The sequence below is a fragment of the Blautia sp. St.27G3 genome (assembly GCF_059728505.1).
Map to the genome: position 1 here is coordinate 1035865 of NZ_BAAGFO010000001.1, position 13426 is coordinate 1049290.

The window sequence follows — 13426 nt, forward strand, 5'->3', positions numbered from 1 at the left end:
AAAGGAATTACATTATGGCACAGAATCCAGTTATTACCATAACGATGGAAAACGGCGATGTTATAAAAGCAGAGCTGTATCCGGACATTGCACCAAATTCCGTAAACAACTTCATCAGTCTTGTAAAAAAAGGCTTCTACAATGGCCTGATTTTTCACAGAGTTATCAACGGTTTTATGATTCAGGGCGGATGCCCGGACGGAACCGGTATGGGCGGCCCCGGCTACACCATTCCAGGCGAATTTGCTCAGAACGGCTTCTCTAACAACCTGAAACACGATGCCGGCGTACTTTCTATGGCTCGCGCCATGCATCCGGATTCCGCAGGCAGCCAGTTTTTCATTATGCACAAAGCCGCACCGCATCTTGACGGCGCTTACGCTGCATTCGGAAAAGTTACGGAAGGGATGGATATCGTGAACAAAATCGCTGACACGGACACCGATTTCCGCGATCGTCCCATCACAGATCAGAAAATTGCTACTGTCACAGTAGACACCTTCGGCACAGATTATCCTGAGCCGGAAAGGGTATAACGAAACACCCTCGCAATCATACGTCAAAAAAGAGTCAATAGAAAAAGGCTGTCTTAATGCGACAGCCTTTTTTATGTTCTGTTAAAATCCAAATATGTGCAGACTCAATATTGCTGTTACTGTCCGATCTCGATTGTCCACGTAATCTCATAATTCTCTCCTGCATCAAGCCCGGTCAGATCTGATTGACAGGATAACTCTTCCACAATCCCATCACGGGACGGAAGCGCACTCCACGGCTCAATACAGACGTAAGGAGCCTCGCTTTTGGGCTTATGCCAGAAACCAATATAGGGAAAATCCGGGTACCTCACTGTAACACTGCGTGTTCCTTTCCCGCTTGCCAGGCGCACCTGGTGTGGCATATGTTTCAATACCACTGCATCCTCATCAAAAAGATCATGGCGCAGTAAAATTTTTGACCCTTGCTCAAGACAGTATTCTTTGTCCTGCCCATTCAGAAAACAGGTGTCTGTAAATCCAACGCGATATGGGTGGGAAACCAGATCAAATTCCAGATAATAGTCCTCAAAGGAAAGTTCCTTTTCCAGCGGTACGCAAAACCCAGGATGGCCGCCCACTGCAAAATACATTCTACATGCTCCTCTGTTTTCAACTCTTGTTGTTGTAATCAGGATGTTATCTCTCAGCTGGTACGTTTGCCAATACGTAAAATCATACGGATACTGCTTTTTTGTCTCTTCATTGCTGTCGAGGCGAAACGTGATACTGTCCTGCGTCTGTGTTTCTGCCTGGAGCGTCATGTATTTTATAAAACCATGAATCTTCATTTCATATTGCCGCCCCTTGGCCGTATACTTTCCATCTGTCAGCCGCGCGATATACGGAAAAAGATTGGGTGCTCTGTCCTCCCAGTATGCCGATTCGCCCTGCCAGAGATATTCTGTCCCGTCCGTACTTTTCACAGACTGCAGTTCTGCACCTGCATCACTGATCTCCACAGACAAATACTGGTTTTTAATTGTGTAATTCATATTCTGCTTCCTTTCAGCCAGTGGCCCGGAAAAGTAAAACTCCTCCGGGCCACACATGTTTTGCTATTTTACGTTGAATTTCCTCAATCCTTTGCCTTCGGATATTCATTACACAACAGACGATACGGCGGCTCGTCCTCCTCAATTTTGGGAAAACGTCCCATTTCCTCATAAAAACGATTGTCTGTATTGTCGTCGTTGCACATGGATACCTCGCCAATCAGAACATCACCGGTACCTGGTTTCACATCAAAATCATGATACTGATGAGGCCAAAGCGTGATACTCTCCCCCGGTGTCAGCTCCACACCGGTACCTGCTGGAACATAATAAGAACGTCCATCTGCATTGACAAGAACATCTGTATCTGCTCGTTCACCGTTTCCATCATCATTCCATACATGGATGATTAAGGTTCCGCCACCACGGTTAATGATATCTTCACTCTTTGTCCAGTGAAAATGAAGCGGGGAATGCTGTGTCTCTTTGAGCATGAGTAGCTTCTCTGCATACACTTTTTTGTATTTCGGATTATGCTGATTGCCGTTTCGGATTGTCAGAAGCGCAAACCCGACCTTTTCCCAGTCTCCAAGACCGTAATCCGTGATATCCCATCCAAGCATATTATCACGAATCTCATCATACTCATGTCCTTTTGTCTCCCATTCCTCCGGTGTCCATTTAGCAAATGGCGGGAGTTCAAAACCATGCTCCCGAATCAGATTTTCCATGTATTTAATACATGCGTTTACTTCAGAACGTTTCATTATAAATCCCCCTTAGTTTAGCTTACTACAAGCTGCAACGCAGATTTCCATAAAAGGCATGGTTTTATTTTTCCTGGACTTCCAGAATCCCCATCGGACATGCTTTTGCACAAATGCCGCATGAGATACATTTCGACGCTACTGGAGAAGTCTCTGCCTTCACCATAACGCCCATCGGACAAACCTCAACACATTTGCCACATCCGGTACACAGCTTCTTGTCTACCATGTACACGCCCTTTGCATTCTGTTTGATTGCTCCTGCCTCACAGTTTCTTGCACATTTTCCGCACTGAATGCAAGCCTTTACTGTAGCGTCCGTTCCTGTTTTTGATACGATCTGAATACAGGATTTGTCCGGATCAAACTCTTTGTAAAATGCTTCTGAGCAGGCAATTACACAGCTCAGACATGCCTTGCAGGCTGTTTTGTCTGTTACTACCAATTTCTTCATATGTAGATACCTCCAAAATATAATGTAGATACATGACTCGCCGTTTTCTGCTCACTTGCTTCCGAAATTCACCACTTCATGAAAATAAATTTCCATTCCACCGCCAAATTTACGGTTTTTCTTTGTTTTTACTTGCAAAATGCACTCATTTATGAAAATAAATTTCTTACAAGCCACATTATAACACCTAAGTCACATATCGTCAATTTTAAACATTTTTTTCTTATTTTACAACCATCCTTTTTGAAATATCCGTATATCTTTCAAAAATCGTTACGCTTTTCAACAACTAGAACGCTTCACGCTGCCGACCAATTTCAATTCCTGTCTGCAACATCCGGAACATTCTTTCCGCCGCAGCCCGGTACAGCCCCTCTGCCTGCTCAAGTGCCGCATCCAGCGTCATAGGTTCCGGCGTCGTTGACAGGATGGCCGTAATCCCCTGCGCATACAGCGTTTCCGCACCGGGGCCGATACCTCCGACAAGTGCAAGCACCGGGATTCCTCTTTTCGCACAGTGCCGGCCAATGCCGGCCGGTACCTTTCCATGTGCCGACTGCCAGTCCATGCGCCCCTCTCCTGTCACAACAACGTCCACTCCGCTCAGATGATCCTCAAAATGCAGCAGGTCCAGCACTGTCTCAATCCCGGATTTCATTGATGCTTTCAGAAAAAAGGAAAGCGCCGCCCCCAGACCACCTGCCGCTCCTGCGCCCGGCAATAGTATCCCTGTTTCGTTCTCCATACGCTCCAAAAGTTCTGCATAATGCCGCATTCCCGCTTCCAGGCGCAAAACCATGGCTGCATCAGCTCCCTTTTGCGGTCCAAATGTATGCGTTGCGCCATCGGGCCCAAGCAGAGGATTATCCACATCGCACATCACAGTAAATACGGTATCCTTCACCCCAGGGTGCAGACCTGCCAGATCAATCTGATGCACCTGTTCCAAATCTGCCCCCCTTCCCTGCAGCTCTGCGCCGTTTGCATCCAGAAAACGAATCCCCAATGCCCGCATTGCACCCATTCCCCCGTCATTGCTGGCACTTCCACCGATGGCAACTACAATCTTCCTGCACCCCTGTTCCATGGCATCCACAATCAGTTCTCCGGTCCCGTAAGAAGTGGTATACCACGGATTTCGCTTGGATACCGGCACAAGCGGAAGCCCGGAAGATGCAGCCATCTCAATCACCGCAGAACCATCCGAAAGGATTCCATAAACCGCTTCCCGCTCTTCAAAAAGCGGCCCGTGCACTTTTACCCTCCGCAGCTTCCCGCCGGACGCTGCCACAACAGCTTCTGCGGTGCCTTCTCCTCCGTCTGCCACCGGAAGCACCTCACATACGCAATCCGGAAATACTTTTTTCGCCTCATCGGTCAGCAGTTCCCCAATTTTTTCAGAGGTCAGACTTCCTTTAAAGGAATCCGAAACAAACAGAAACTTCATCCTATATCCTCCTTTTTTCTTTGTGCCGTTTTTTTAATTTTAACACATTTCTTGTCAACTGTCCCCTAGCCATACCATATCTCTATATCATCCTAACAGTCTATCTGGACACATTTACTATACAAGTGTTGCATAATATGAACTACTACAATTGTAGAATAACAACTATTTTGAATGTCGTGTACGACAACGCCGTTCACCTCGCTCAACGCAATTCCAGGCCGGGAGTATTCATTGACTGGCAAGATGTCCTGAACGAGCCAATCGGGAATTGTGATCTCTCCAGGAATGGCAGGATCTATCGGAACAATAGGCGGTTCTGAAAGAGCGGGATCATCTGCCGCCATATTCCCATCAGGCAATTTACTGTCAGGAGCAGGAGCCAGATGCTCCCTCATATGAATCACCCCGCATACCATAAGGACAATCATTAGAGCCAGCAGAAGGAAGATTACACCGCGCAAAGCATAGGCGATCATCAGCCTTTTGCCACGCTTTTTTCGCCTTGCTCTGACGGATGATTGGCGCTCCCGTACCGTCACGGCTTAAAAACCACCTCCTTCCCGTCCGATTTTAGAATCATGGTAACTTTCTCGCCATCATAACCAACAGACAGGGCCGGGTCATTTGAAACCTTCAGACTGTGGGCGCCATCCCTGCCGCATAGATAAACGCAGTCGGAATCCATGCGGTTGATAAAGTACAGCCCCTGCTCGGTCAGGCAAAAGTCGTAAGCAACAACATTCTGAAACGGTCTTGCTTTGTGGGTCTTGGTGTCATACGCTGTCAGCAAAGAATTTTCGTTGATGAAGTAGATCGTCCGCCCATCAAACGCTATATTCCCCCTGGTGGGGATGTCCAGCACTTGCGTTCGCTGGATCGTCCTGCTCACTTCCGTAATCCCATCATTCGTAATGAAAAAGAGGCTGTCGTTGTTCAAGAAAAAGCCATAGCAGTATTGCAGAAACATCCAGGTATCCCCCACGGTATAGTCAATTCCCAGCAGAGATCGCCCGCTGTCCGTTATTTTCTCGAAAATAACCTGTTCCTCAAAGGTTTCTGTATCAAGCTGGATGATGGACACCTGGGTAGCTGTGCTGTTGTAGCTGCCGACCCGATCCACATACTGTTCTGTGCGGGAGACCATATAATAAATATACGGGGCATCCATATAGACGGCTTTGACGTATTCCCCATCCGAAAAGGCCCCGAACAGCGGAGAGAGGGGCAAATCCGTCAAAGCGCCGGTTGCCCGGTTTTCCAGAGCATATATCCGCGTCTGGTCATCGTAGATCACACTGTAAGTTTCCGACACACTTTGCGAAGATGAATTGAATATCCCGTTTGCGGATTCTGTGACAGAGCAGCCGGACAGCGAGAGCAACACCAGCAGGCAGAGCGCGGCACCCCCGCAGCCTCTGACGGTTTTTCTTCCAGACTTCCAGCAGTTTGTGTTTTGCCGCAGGACCCACCATACCATAAGGGCGCAGCACACAGCAGACAGGCCAAGCAGGGCCAGAAGCTCTTGGGAGGAACGCTCCGAAAAAGTCACGATGGGTTCACCTGTCAACGAATCCTCCACAGAGGAAGTCCCTTCCAGGAATCCGGTTGCCAGCAGGAACGGCAGGGGCATCGGCAAGCGGTAGCAAATCTGCCTGGACAGTCCGATGTATGGTATCAAGGTGGATGCCACTCCGATCACCACCGTCAAAGCATATTTCTTCACCAAAACGGAGGCAAAGAGCAGCAGGGCGGCGAGATACACCGAGCCAAAACAGCGCAGGACGGTCAGAATCAGATACGCAGCCAGCAAAGAGATATTTTTTGTACTGCCTCCAAAACTGGAGATACTCTGAACAGGGTACTCCCCATGGGGCAGGCCGTATTTTATTCCGAAGAAAGCAAAGCGAATCAGGGCCAGCCCTCCACAGAGAGCGAACACGGCGCAGAGGGTCATCACGACTTTGCTTCTGGCGCTCTTGCGGCTCTGTGGAGCCGTCCGCAAAAGCGCATCCATCTGGCAGCTATACTCCGAGCAAAAAACCGTAGCTGCCAAAATCAAAATGACAAGGAACAGCGGGAAGTCCAGCGTTTGGGCGGAAAACAGCCCAGCCCAGCCGTTTGTTTTCAGAAAGTAACGATTGCCGGTGTTCTCGCAGATATATAAATATTGCTGATACACAGCTTCAAAGCCATGCTCATGGGCCAATACAGTGCCCGCCTCCGCGATTTGCCGCTCATACTGTTCCGCTGAGATCTGGCCGCTGTAATAGCTTTCCTGGGATTGGGCGCGGGTACTTCGGGCCTCCGTGATGGCCTGGGCCTCCTGCTCCAGCCAAGCGGCCTTTTCCTCTGTGTACGCCCCATCCAACCGTTCCAGATACCACTCACATTCCTCGCGGTATTCTTCCATCGCGCTGTTCTGCGGCCTGTCGGCTGTGGCCAACCAGACCGTACTGACCAGGAGCACGGCCAGGATATAGCATAGGCCCCGCTGGTAAATCATCAGTTTTTTCCATTCATAAGAGAAAACGCTCATTTTGCCCTCCGAACGCAGCGGTGACAGTTTTCCGCTGACAGAAAATAAATCATAGCAGCAACCGCAAGGCCCGCAATCAGAGCAAACCATATTGCGGCCTGCCAGGTCAGGACGGGGAATCCGCCCAGGTTTACAAACTCTGTTTTGCCCAGGAGAACACGGTTTATCAGCAGAGAATAAGGGTTCAGCACCTTTGTCCAGAAGAAATTGGAGTAGGCGCAGGCGGCTCCGCTGACAATCAGCGCCATACAGAGTGCAAAGTCGATAACAAAGGGGAGCAGGGCATTTTTCCAGAACATCGAAACCAACAGCCAGAGCATCCCGATCACCCATGTGCCAGCGCATTTGAGTGCCGCAGACAGGAGGACATACTGAAAAATGCTGAGATTGACGGAAACTTCAGCAAAGTTCGGAATTGCGAATACCGGCAGGGCCAGCCCTTCAAAGGTCTGAAAAGATGCCGCAAAGCCAATCAGGTCAAGAAAAGAAAACCACAGCGAGGTCAAGAGCAGAAACAGGGTGACCGCAAGGATTTTCGCCAGGGCTGTTTTTCTGCCGCCGCCCGGACTTACCAGCAGCAGCATATCCATCTGCGTTTCCCGTTCGCTCACAAAGGTTCCGATGATCCCATAGAGACAGAGCAGGAGGGTCAGGACAATGGAAAAATCATAGTTCAGATAGTAATTGCACATTTCCCGGTAGGAAAAGGCGGGGATGGTGCGGCCAGCATAAAGGTTATAGATCGCGCCACTCTCCCTCTGCTGGTAGACTGCTCCCTGTTCCCCATAGAGCGCGGCGCTTTGCCGCGCTCTATTTGCCACTTGCTTCGACCGGCCGCTGTACTCATAGAAATACTGCATAGGCTGCACAAAATACTTGTCCAGCAGGTTCCTGTCGCTATACAGGTTCCCGGTCATCGTGTTGGGGTCATCGGTGGCTGTGCTTGCGGTCATATCCGACGTGGCCTCCACAAGAGGCTGATAAACCGCAAGCAGGCGTTCGATCTTCTCCGGGGTGATCTCTCCCCGGTATTCCTCATAAAGCTGCCAATGGTGCGTGTGCCAGCTTCTCTCTCCGTTCCCGTCTGTCAGATAGGAGTAGGATTTGTATTCGCCATAGATTTTGAACAGGTTGGCGAGGCTGAACACCACAAAGAGCGCCAGAATGGAGCGTTTACAGAACTGCTTAATAAACTCATACCGTATCAGACGTATCATGGCGCTCCCCCCTGCAATAGTACAAGAACACATCCTCCAGGTTGGGCTGGACAGGCTGTGCGGTCTTAATTGGACATCCATCCTCAACAATGCGGAGGGTAAAATGTCCGCCCTCCTGTTTCATGTTGCTGACACAGTACATATCGGTCAGCAGCGCGGCATCCTCGGCCCCGGCGGTTACATTCCACACCTTGCCCTCAATGTTTCGTTCCAGCGCGGCGGGCGTTCCCTGCATGAGCAGCGTCCCCTGTTTCAGCAGCAGGATTTCCCGCGCGATGCACTCAACATCTGAAACGATGTGGGTTGCCAACAGGATCGTCCGGCCTTGGGCAAACCGGGAGATCAGGTTCCGAAACCGTATCCTCTCGCTGGGGTCAAGACCAGCGGTAGGCTCGTCCAGAATCAAAATTTTGGGGTCGGACAGCATGGCCTGCACAATGCCGACGCGTTGGCGCATACCGCCGGAGAGAGCACCGATTTTCTTGTTCTGTGCGTCTGTCAGGTTCACCGTGGCCAGCAGCTCCGCAACCCGGTCTTGTGCTTCATGGGTGGGAATGTCTTTCAGCACACACATATAGAGTAGAAAATCCTTGACGGTAAAATCCCGGTAAAAAATAGGGTACTGCGGCATATAGCCGATTTGGGACAGGAACGCTTTGCCCAACGTCCTCACGTCCTGGCCGTCCACCCGGATCGTGCCGCTGTCCCCGCGCAGGATGCCCACAAAGGTATTGATGAGCGTGGTTTTCCCGGCCCCGTTTTCACCCAGCAGACCGTACACGCCCTCGTTCAATGTGGCAGTAAAGTTTTTCAGCGCATATTTTTTCTTGTATTGCTTCGATATGCTTTCAAATGTGATCTCCATGTTATTCACCAAAGGTAAATGTAGACACCAGCGTATCCACTTCACTAATGTTGCCTCCGAGAATCACCACAGCGGTCTTGGCCCCGTCCAGAAGGTAAATGCTGGGGATGCGGTAGAAATATGTGGGGTCGGAGTTCTCAATCACTTCGGTGGCAACCAATTTGCCGGAGGTCACGTCATAGACGCGAACGGTCAGACTGCCGTCCAAAACGGCGGTTGCCACATAGTTCCCCTGCTCCGAGCCGTACACGCCGTCTTTGCCCTCACCGCTGGCAGAGAAGGAAAGCGTATTGGCACTGCCTGTTGCCCGGTCCACCCAAAGCAGCGTTCCATCGGCCTGGGTAAAGGTCTGCTGGAAAAACAACCGGCTGACGCTGCTCTGCATTTCTCCCATTTCATAGTCGGACGGTTTTGTGAGCTTCAGACCGCTGCCATCCACGGCGATGCTCCCGTGGATGGAAAAGTCTTGCTCGCCATCTACCTCGGGAATTGAGTTGCCGCTGCCATAGAATACGATTTGGCTGTTGTCCTGGGCAAAGGCAGCGCCGTTCAGCATCGAAATACTGATGCTGGCTGTCCCGGCGTTTTGGGCCACGTCCAGGAGGGTAGTTAGGCTCCCGCTTTCCAGGTCATACAGATACAGCCCGCGCATAGCGGCAAACGCCAGCTTCTTTCCGTCCGTGGAGGCCGCTACGCCCCCCGTTTCACTGACAACAAAATCTTCCTGCAAAAGCTCATTCACCGCGATCTCCTTGTTCAGAGAAAGTGAGCTGTCGTAGATGTACGCCATCATGCCGCTATCGCACATGCCGGACAGGACGTAGCCCCCGTCAATAGCCTGTGCTTCAAAGTCGCGCAGGGGTGCTTCTACGGTGGCCAGCACCGAGGAAGTCCCTGTGTCGTAGAGGTACAGCTTGTCCGCCAGCACGAAAAGCGTTCCATTCCCGGCATAGGCGCAGCTCTGGAGCTTACCGCCAAACAGGGCAGGGTCGAAGGTGCAGGATGTACCAGCCTGGGAAATGGGCTGGTTCTGCTGTCCGTCAGAGGGCGTGACAGCGACCACGGATGTATCGGAGGGGGCGTTTCCCGAAACCGCAGGGGCATCCGTCTTACCGCAGGCGGACAACGCCAGGGTAAAAATCAGCGCCAATGTCATGCAGAATGTCTTTTTCATGTTCAGTTCTCCTTATACAATAAAATAGAATTGGTCTTAAAGAACGGGCCGGAGGCTCCGTCCTGGGGGACTGCCACACAGTAGAAGGTGTGAAACTGCCCCAGCTTGTCCGGGTCGATCACGGCCTCAAGCCCCATGACGCTCCCCTTGTTCAAGGTAACAGAGCAGGAGGTGCTTTCGTCAAATTTCACCGGCTGGTGATCCAGGAAAAAAGCAATACTGTAACTTGTTCCGGCTGTGCCGCACATGGTAAATCGCAGGGGAACGGGAGCGGAGACCCGCAGGTTGTCATAGGTGATGCCGCCGTCACAGGAGAACGTATAATAGATTCCACTGTCCAGCGTGTCCATGCTCACACCGCCCCAGCCGTATTTGGGAAGCTCGTTTTCCAAATACTGCGCCGTGACCTTTTCCTCCCGCACATCGCTTTTTGAAAAGATTTCCCGGACAGGCGGAAGGTCTGAATGGGCGGTGGGTGCGTCCACGTTGAACTTCAATTCAACACAGGAATCCAGCGTCTTATGATACCAGCCATAGCTGGAGGTGGATTCCATATCCGGCTGGAAATCCGGGTTCGTGATGCTCACCACGGTCAGGGCCAGTGTATCGCCGGTGCTGCCGGTCACAGGCTCAAAGAGGAAGGAAAAGCTCTGATCCTCCTTTGCGGGAAAGCTGTGACAATACTCATACTCCGCTGTGGTATCGTTCACCTTGTAGGGCTGTGGCTGGCCGTCCAGAAACAGGAGAAATCCAACGGTATCCATTTTGCCGGTGAGGGAGAATCGGTAGTCCAGCCGAAACTCGCCGCCATCATAGGAGAATGGCAGACGCTCCCCGCTCTCAGAGAAATCAGCCGAAGCAACTTCGTGGGTGAGCATTGCCAGAAATCCGGCATCCTCCTCCGCCGCCTCAAACGGGTTTGCGGCAACAGCCTGTGACGGCGAGGGCGTACTGTCTGGAATGGCATAGTTCCCACAGGCGGCGAGGGATAAAAGTGCGCCGCACATCAGGGGAACAGCGATCAATCGTTTTCGCATACATGGCCTCCTTTGCTTTGATGGGTCGAGTATAGCGGGCAAAGGTCAAAATTCGGTCAAGAAATCCAAAATGCCGCCCAACTTTTTGGGCGGCATCCGGGAGGGACTATTTTATCATGTGGATTGCTTGACCGCGATAGAGGCTTTCACACAGGCCCCATGGGACGGTTGGTTTGACAGCTCTATAGTTCCCCCATGCTTCTGGCATAGTACCCGGCTCACCGCAAGCCCCAGCCCCAAATGCTGGCCGGAGGTATCCTCGGAGTAAAACAGGGCGGTTTTCTTTTTCAGCAGCTTGTCCGAAAAGCCCGGCCCGTCGTCGGTCACGGTGGCCGACAGGATTCCATGCTCCAGACAAAAAGCAAGTTCAATTTCCCGTTCCGCAAAACGGAGGGCATTGGAGATCAGATTTTCCAGAACACGGTACAACAGCTCCCCGTCAAAGACGGCCCTCCCCTTCGGCACATGGAGGTCACAGGAAAAACGCACCTCGGTATTCTGAAACAGGATAGATAGAGAATCCGCCATGTACTGTAAAAAATCAGGAAGCTCCACCTCTTTGCGGTGAACTTTTGTTTCTTCGATAGCGCCCAGGTCGCGCATGGTATCGGTATAGCGGCCCATGCGCTCTGCGGTAATGCCGAGATTGGAGAGCGCCTTTTCCAGTTTTTCCTCCGTCAAGGTTCCACCCTTGTTGTTCTCCTGCAAATATTCCACATAGCCGGTCATGATGGCGATGGGGTTACGCAGATCGTGGGCCACGGATGCCTGTAATGCGCGGCGTTCCTCCAGCATACTCCACATCTGACGGTTATTCTCATATAGGGTCTGCCGCATTTTCTCAAAGGCAGTACAGAGCTGGCCCAATTCATCCTGCCCATCAAAGATGATCTGAAAGTTCAAATCCCGGTCTTGAATATGGGCGGTGGCATCCATCAGGACAGTGATCGGCGGCTCCAGTACCTTGTGATAAAACCACCATGCGCACAAAGTAATTCCAATCACAGCAAACAGGAACGGCAACAGCACCATACAAATTTGCGAAATGCGGTAGGCTGTTCTCACTTTAGGGGAAAGCATGGAGTAGCTGGATTCAATACGCTCTATCATGTAGCTCGTCTGTCCCTGGCTCTCGTTGTGTTCCTGGCCGTCCGTTACCAGTTGGCCGAATGGCTCTGGCGAGCCATCAAGGACATACCTCATCTTTGCCTCTGTGACCGTACCATCCGGGGCGGTTGTCTGCTGCGTCAGCCAGACCTCATTGTAATCGGGGAGAATATGTTTTTGGAAACAATAACAGCCGAAAATCGCAAGGCTACTGCACAGGAACACGATCAGCATCGTCACCGCCACAGCCTTCATAAAAGAGCGTTTCAATGACTGCCTTTTTATTTTTTCCATCGGTAGCCCATCCCCCAAACTGTTTCGATGTACTCACTTCCGCTGGCCTGCATGAGCTTTGCACGGATTTTGCGGATATGCTCTTTAATCACGTTGCTGTCACCCTCCGCGTCATAGCCCCATACCGCCTCATAGATACGCTCTTTGTCAAAGACCTGATTGGGGTTAGAGGACAGAAATTCGATGATGTCAAATTCCCTCTTGGAAAAGGAAAGCTCCTGCTCGTTCCAAAATACTTTTCTGCCAGAGAGATTGATAATCAGTCCCTGGGAGGTCACGACCTCCGGTGGGCGGTTATTTCGCTCGTCCCGGCGTAGATGGGCCTCAATGCGGGCAAGTAATTCCTGCAAGCCGAAAGGCTTGGTGATATAGTCGTCCCCTCCGGCCCGCAGACCGTTGACCTTATCCTGCTCTGTGATCCGCGCCGTCAGGAACAGGATAGGGCAAACGATATGATTCCGAATGACCTTGCACAGCTCCAGCCCATCCATCCCCGGCATATTGATGTCCAGAAGGATAAGGTTTGGTTTTGTATTCAGCTTCGCCAGGGCTTCATCGCTGCTATTGGCTACGGAAACCGTATAGCCGTGATCCTGCAAATGGATTGAAAGTAATTCGGTCAGGATAAGCTCATCATCAACGATCAAAATTCTGTATGCCATACAAACACCTCCAGTCTTTTCATCATATGGGAAAAAAGTCAAATTTCCGTCAAGTATTATAGCGCTTCCTATTTTCATAACAAAATGATTGCCACACACGACTGCAAACTGAAGCATTTCAATAAGGTGTATTATACTTCTTTTCTTCGAATGGCACAAGAATACAAGTTCTTGTATATTGGGTGTAATATTCAAATAGTAACAGAGGACAGCGCCCATAAGTCACTGTCCTCTGGCATTTAATCATAAATCAATTCACTCAGAATACTTTCCTCCACCTGCACCTTACAGGTGTTCATAAGCCCTTCCCATTTCAGTGAGGCGCTGGCCTT

13 protein-coding genes are annotated in these 13426 nt (G+C 50.8%); 1 reads left to right on the plus strand and 12 read right to left on the minus strand.

Annotated features, from left to right (window positions below; all coding sequences use genetic code 11):
- Positions 1-14: 14 nt before the first annotated feature.
- Complete coding sequence (locus AC6I2O_RS04845; RefSeq protein WP_120392451.1) at positions 15-536, plus strand: peptidylprolyl isomerase; 522 nt, start codon at positions 15-17, stop codon at positions 534-536.
- Between the two features lie 116 nt (positions 537-652).
- Here AC6I2O_RS04845 and AC6I2O_RS04850 read toward each other — a convergent pair whose 3' ends face one another.
- From AC6I2O_RS04850 to AC6I2O_RS04905, 12 genes are all read right to left on the minus strand, one after another.
- Positions 653-1531 (minus strand): aldose 1-epimerase family protein, encoded by an 879-nt coding sequence (locus tag AC6I2O_RS04850; protein ID WP_497741986.1) that lies wholly within the window; start codon positions 1529-1531, stop codon positions 653-655.
- An 83-nt stretch (positions 1532-1614) separates the two neighbouring features.
- Positions 1615-2298: a D-lyxose/D-mannose family sugar isomerase gene (locus AC6I2O_RS04855; protein WP_120392453.1), complete on the minus strand. Its 684-nt coding sequence runs from the start codon at positions 2296-2298 to the stop codon at positions 1615-1617.
- 64 nt (positions 2299-2362) lie between these two features.
- Positions 2363-2752 (minus strand): 4Fe-4S binding protein, encoded by a 390-nt coding sequence (locus AC6I2O_RS04860; RefSeq protein ID WP_120392454.1) that lies wholly within the window; start codon positions 2750-2752, stop codon positions 2363-2365.
- A gap of 289 nt (positions 2753-3041) precedes the next feature.
- Positions 3042-4199: a glycerate kinase family protein gene (locus tag AC6I2O_RS04865; protein ID WP_497741989.1), complete on the minus strand. Its 1158-nt coding sequence runs from the start codon at positions 4197-4199 to the stop codon at positions 3042-3044.
- 92 nt (positions 4200-4291) lie between these two features.
- Positions 4292-4741, minus strand: a complete 450-nt coding sequence (locus AC6I2O_RS04870) for a hypothetical protein (RefSeq protein ID WP_497741991.1) — start codon at positions 4739-4741, stop codon at positions 4292-4294.
- Positions 4738-6738: an ABC-2 transporter permease gene (locus AC6I2O_RS04875; protein ID WP_497741993.1), complete on the minus strand. Its 2001-nt coding sequence runs from the start codon at positions 6736-6738 to the stop codon at positions 4738-4740. The genes AC6I2O_RS04870 and AC6I2O_RS04875 overlap by 4 nt, the downstream gene beginning before the upstream one ends.
- Positions 6735-7955, minus strand: coding sequence for an ABC transporter permease (locus tag AC6I2O_RS04880; RefSeq protein ID WP_497741994.1), 1221 nt, complete (start codon positions 7953-7955; stop codon positions 6735-6737). Before AC6I2O_RS04880 ends, AC6I2O_RS04875 begins: the two co-directional genes overlap by 4 nt.
- Positions 7933-8820 carry an ABC transporter ATP-binding protein gene (locus tag AC6I2O_RS04885; RefSeq protein WP_120392459.1) on the minus strand — a complete coding sequence of 296 codons (888 nt, stop codon included), beginning with the start codon at positions 8818-8820 and terminating at the stop codon, positions 7933-7935. Before AC6I2O_RS04885 ends, AC6I2O_RS04880 begins: the two co-directional genes overlap by 23 nt.
- A gap of 1 nt (position 8821) precedes the next feature.
- Positions 8822-9994: a WD40 repeat domain-containing protein gene (locus AC6I2O_RS04890; protein ID WP_497741996.1), complete on the minus strand. Its 1173-nt coding sequence runs from the start codon at positions 9992-9994 to the stop codon at positions 8822-8824.
- Positions 9995-9996: 2 nt separating this feature from the next.
- Complete coding sequence (locus AC6I2O_RS04895; protein ID WP_497741997.1) at positions 9997-11031, minus strand: hypothetical protein; 1035 nt, start codon at positions 11029-11031, stop codon at positions 9997-9999.
- 114 nt (positions 11032-11145) lie between these two features.
- Complete coding sequence (locus tag AC6I2O_RS04900; protein WP_497741998.1) at positions 11146-12432, minus strand: sensor histidine kinase; 1287 nt, start codon at positions 12430-12432, stop codon at positions 11146-11148.
- On the minus strand, positions 12420-13094 hold the full coding sequence (locus tag AC6I2O_RS04905; protein WP_120392463.1) for a response regulator transcription factor: 675 nt from the start codon (positions 13092-13094) through the stop codon (positions 12420-12422). Before AC6I2O_RS04905 ends, AC6I2O_RS04900 begins: the two co-directional genes overlap by 13 nt.
- Positions 13095-13426: the final 332 nt, after the last annotated feature.

Excerpts from the sequence above, each read along its gene's own strand:
- AC6I2O_RS04880 (WP_497741994.1), bottom strand. The coding sequence starts at position 7,955 with ATGATACGTCTGATACGGTATGAGTTTATTAAGCAGTTCTGTAAACGC.
- AC6I2O_RS04875 (WP_497741993.1), bottom strand. The coding sequence starts at position 6,738 with ATGAGCGTTTTCTCTTATGAATGGAAAAAACTGATGATTTACCAGCGG.
- AC6I2O_RS04855 (WP_120392453.1), bottom strand. The coding sequence starts at position 2,298 with ATGAAACGTTCTGAAGTAAACGCATGTATTAAATACATGGAAAATCTG.
- AC6I2O_RS04865 (WP_497741989.1), bottom strand. The coding sequence starts at position 4,199 with ATGAAGTTTCTGTTTGTTTCGGATTCCTTTAAAGGAAGTCTGACCTCT.
- AC6I2O_RS04895 (WP_497741997.1), bottom strand. The coding sequence starts at position 11,031 with ATGCGAAAACGATTGATCGCTGTTCCCCTGATGTGCGGCGCACTTTTA.
- AC6I2O_RS04885 (WP_120392459.1), bottom strand. The coding sequence starts at position 8,820 with ATGGAGATCACATTTGAAAGCATATCGAAGCAATACAAGAAAAAATAT.
- AC6I2O_RS04860 (WP_120392454.1), bottom strand. The coding sequence starts at position 2,752 with ATGAAGAAATTGGTAGTAACAGACAAAACAGCCTGCAAGGCATGTCTG.
- AC6I2O_RS04845 (WP_120392451.1), top strand. The coding sequence starts at position 15 with ATGGCACAGAATCCAGTTATTACCATAACGATGGAAAACGGCGATGTT.
- AC6I2O_RS04890 (WP_497741996.1), bottom strand. The coding sequence starts at position 9,994 with ATGAAAAAGACATTCTGCATGACATTGGCGCTGATTTTTACCCTGGCG.
- AC6I2O_RS04900 (WP_497741998.1), bottom strand. The coding sequence starts at position 12,432 with ATGGAAAAAATAAAAAGGCAGTCATTGAAACGCTCTTTTATGAAGGCT.
- AC6I2O_RS04850 (WP_497741986.1), bottom strand. The coding sequence starts at position 1,531 with ATGAATTACACAATTAAAAACCAGTATTTGTCTGTGGAGATCAGTGAT.
- AC6I2O_RS04905 (WP_120392463.1), bottom strand. The coding sequence starts at position 13,094 with ATGGCATACAGAATTTTGATCGTTGATGATGAGCTTATCCTGACCGAA.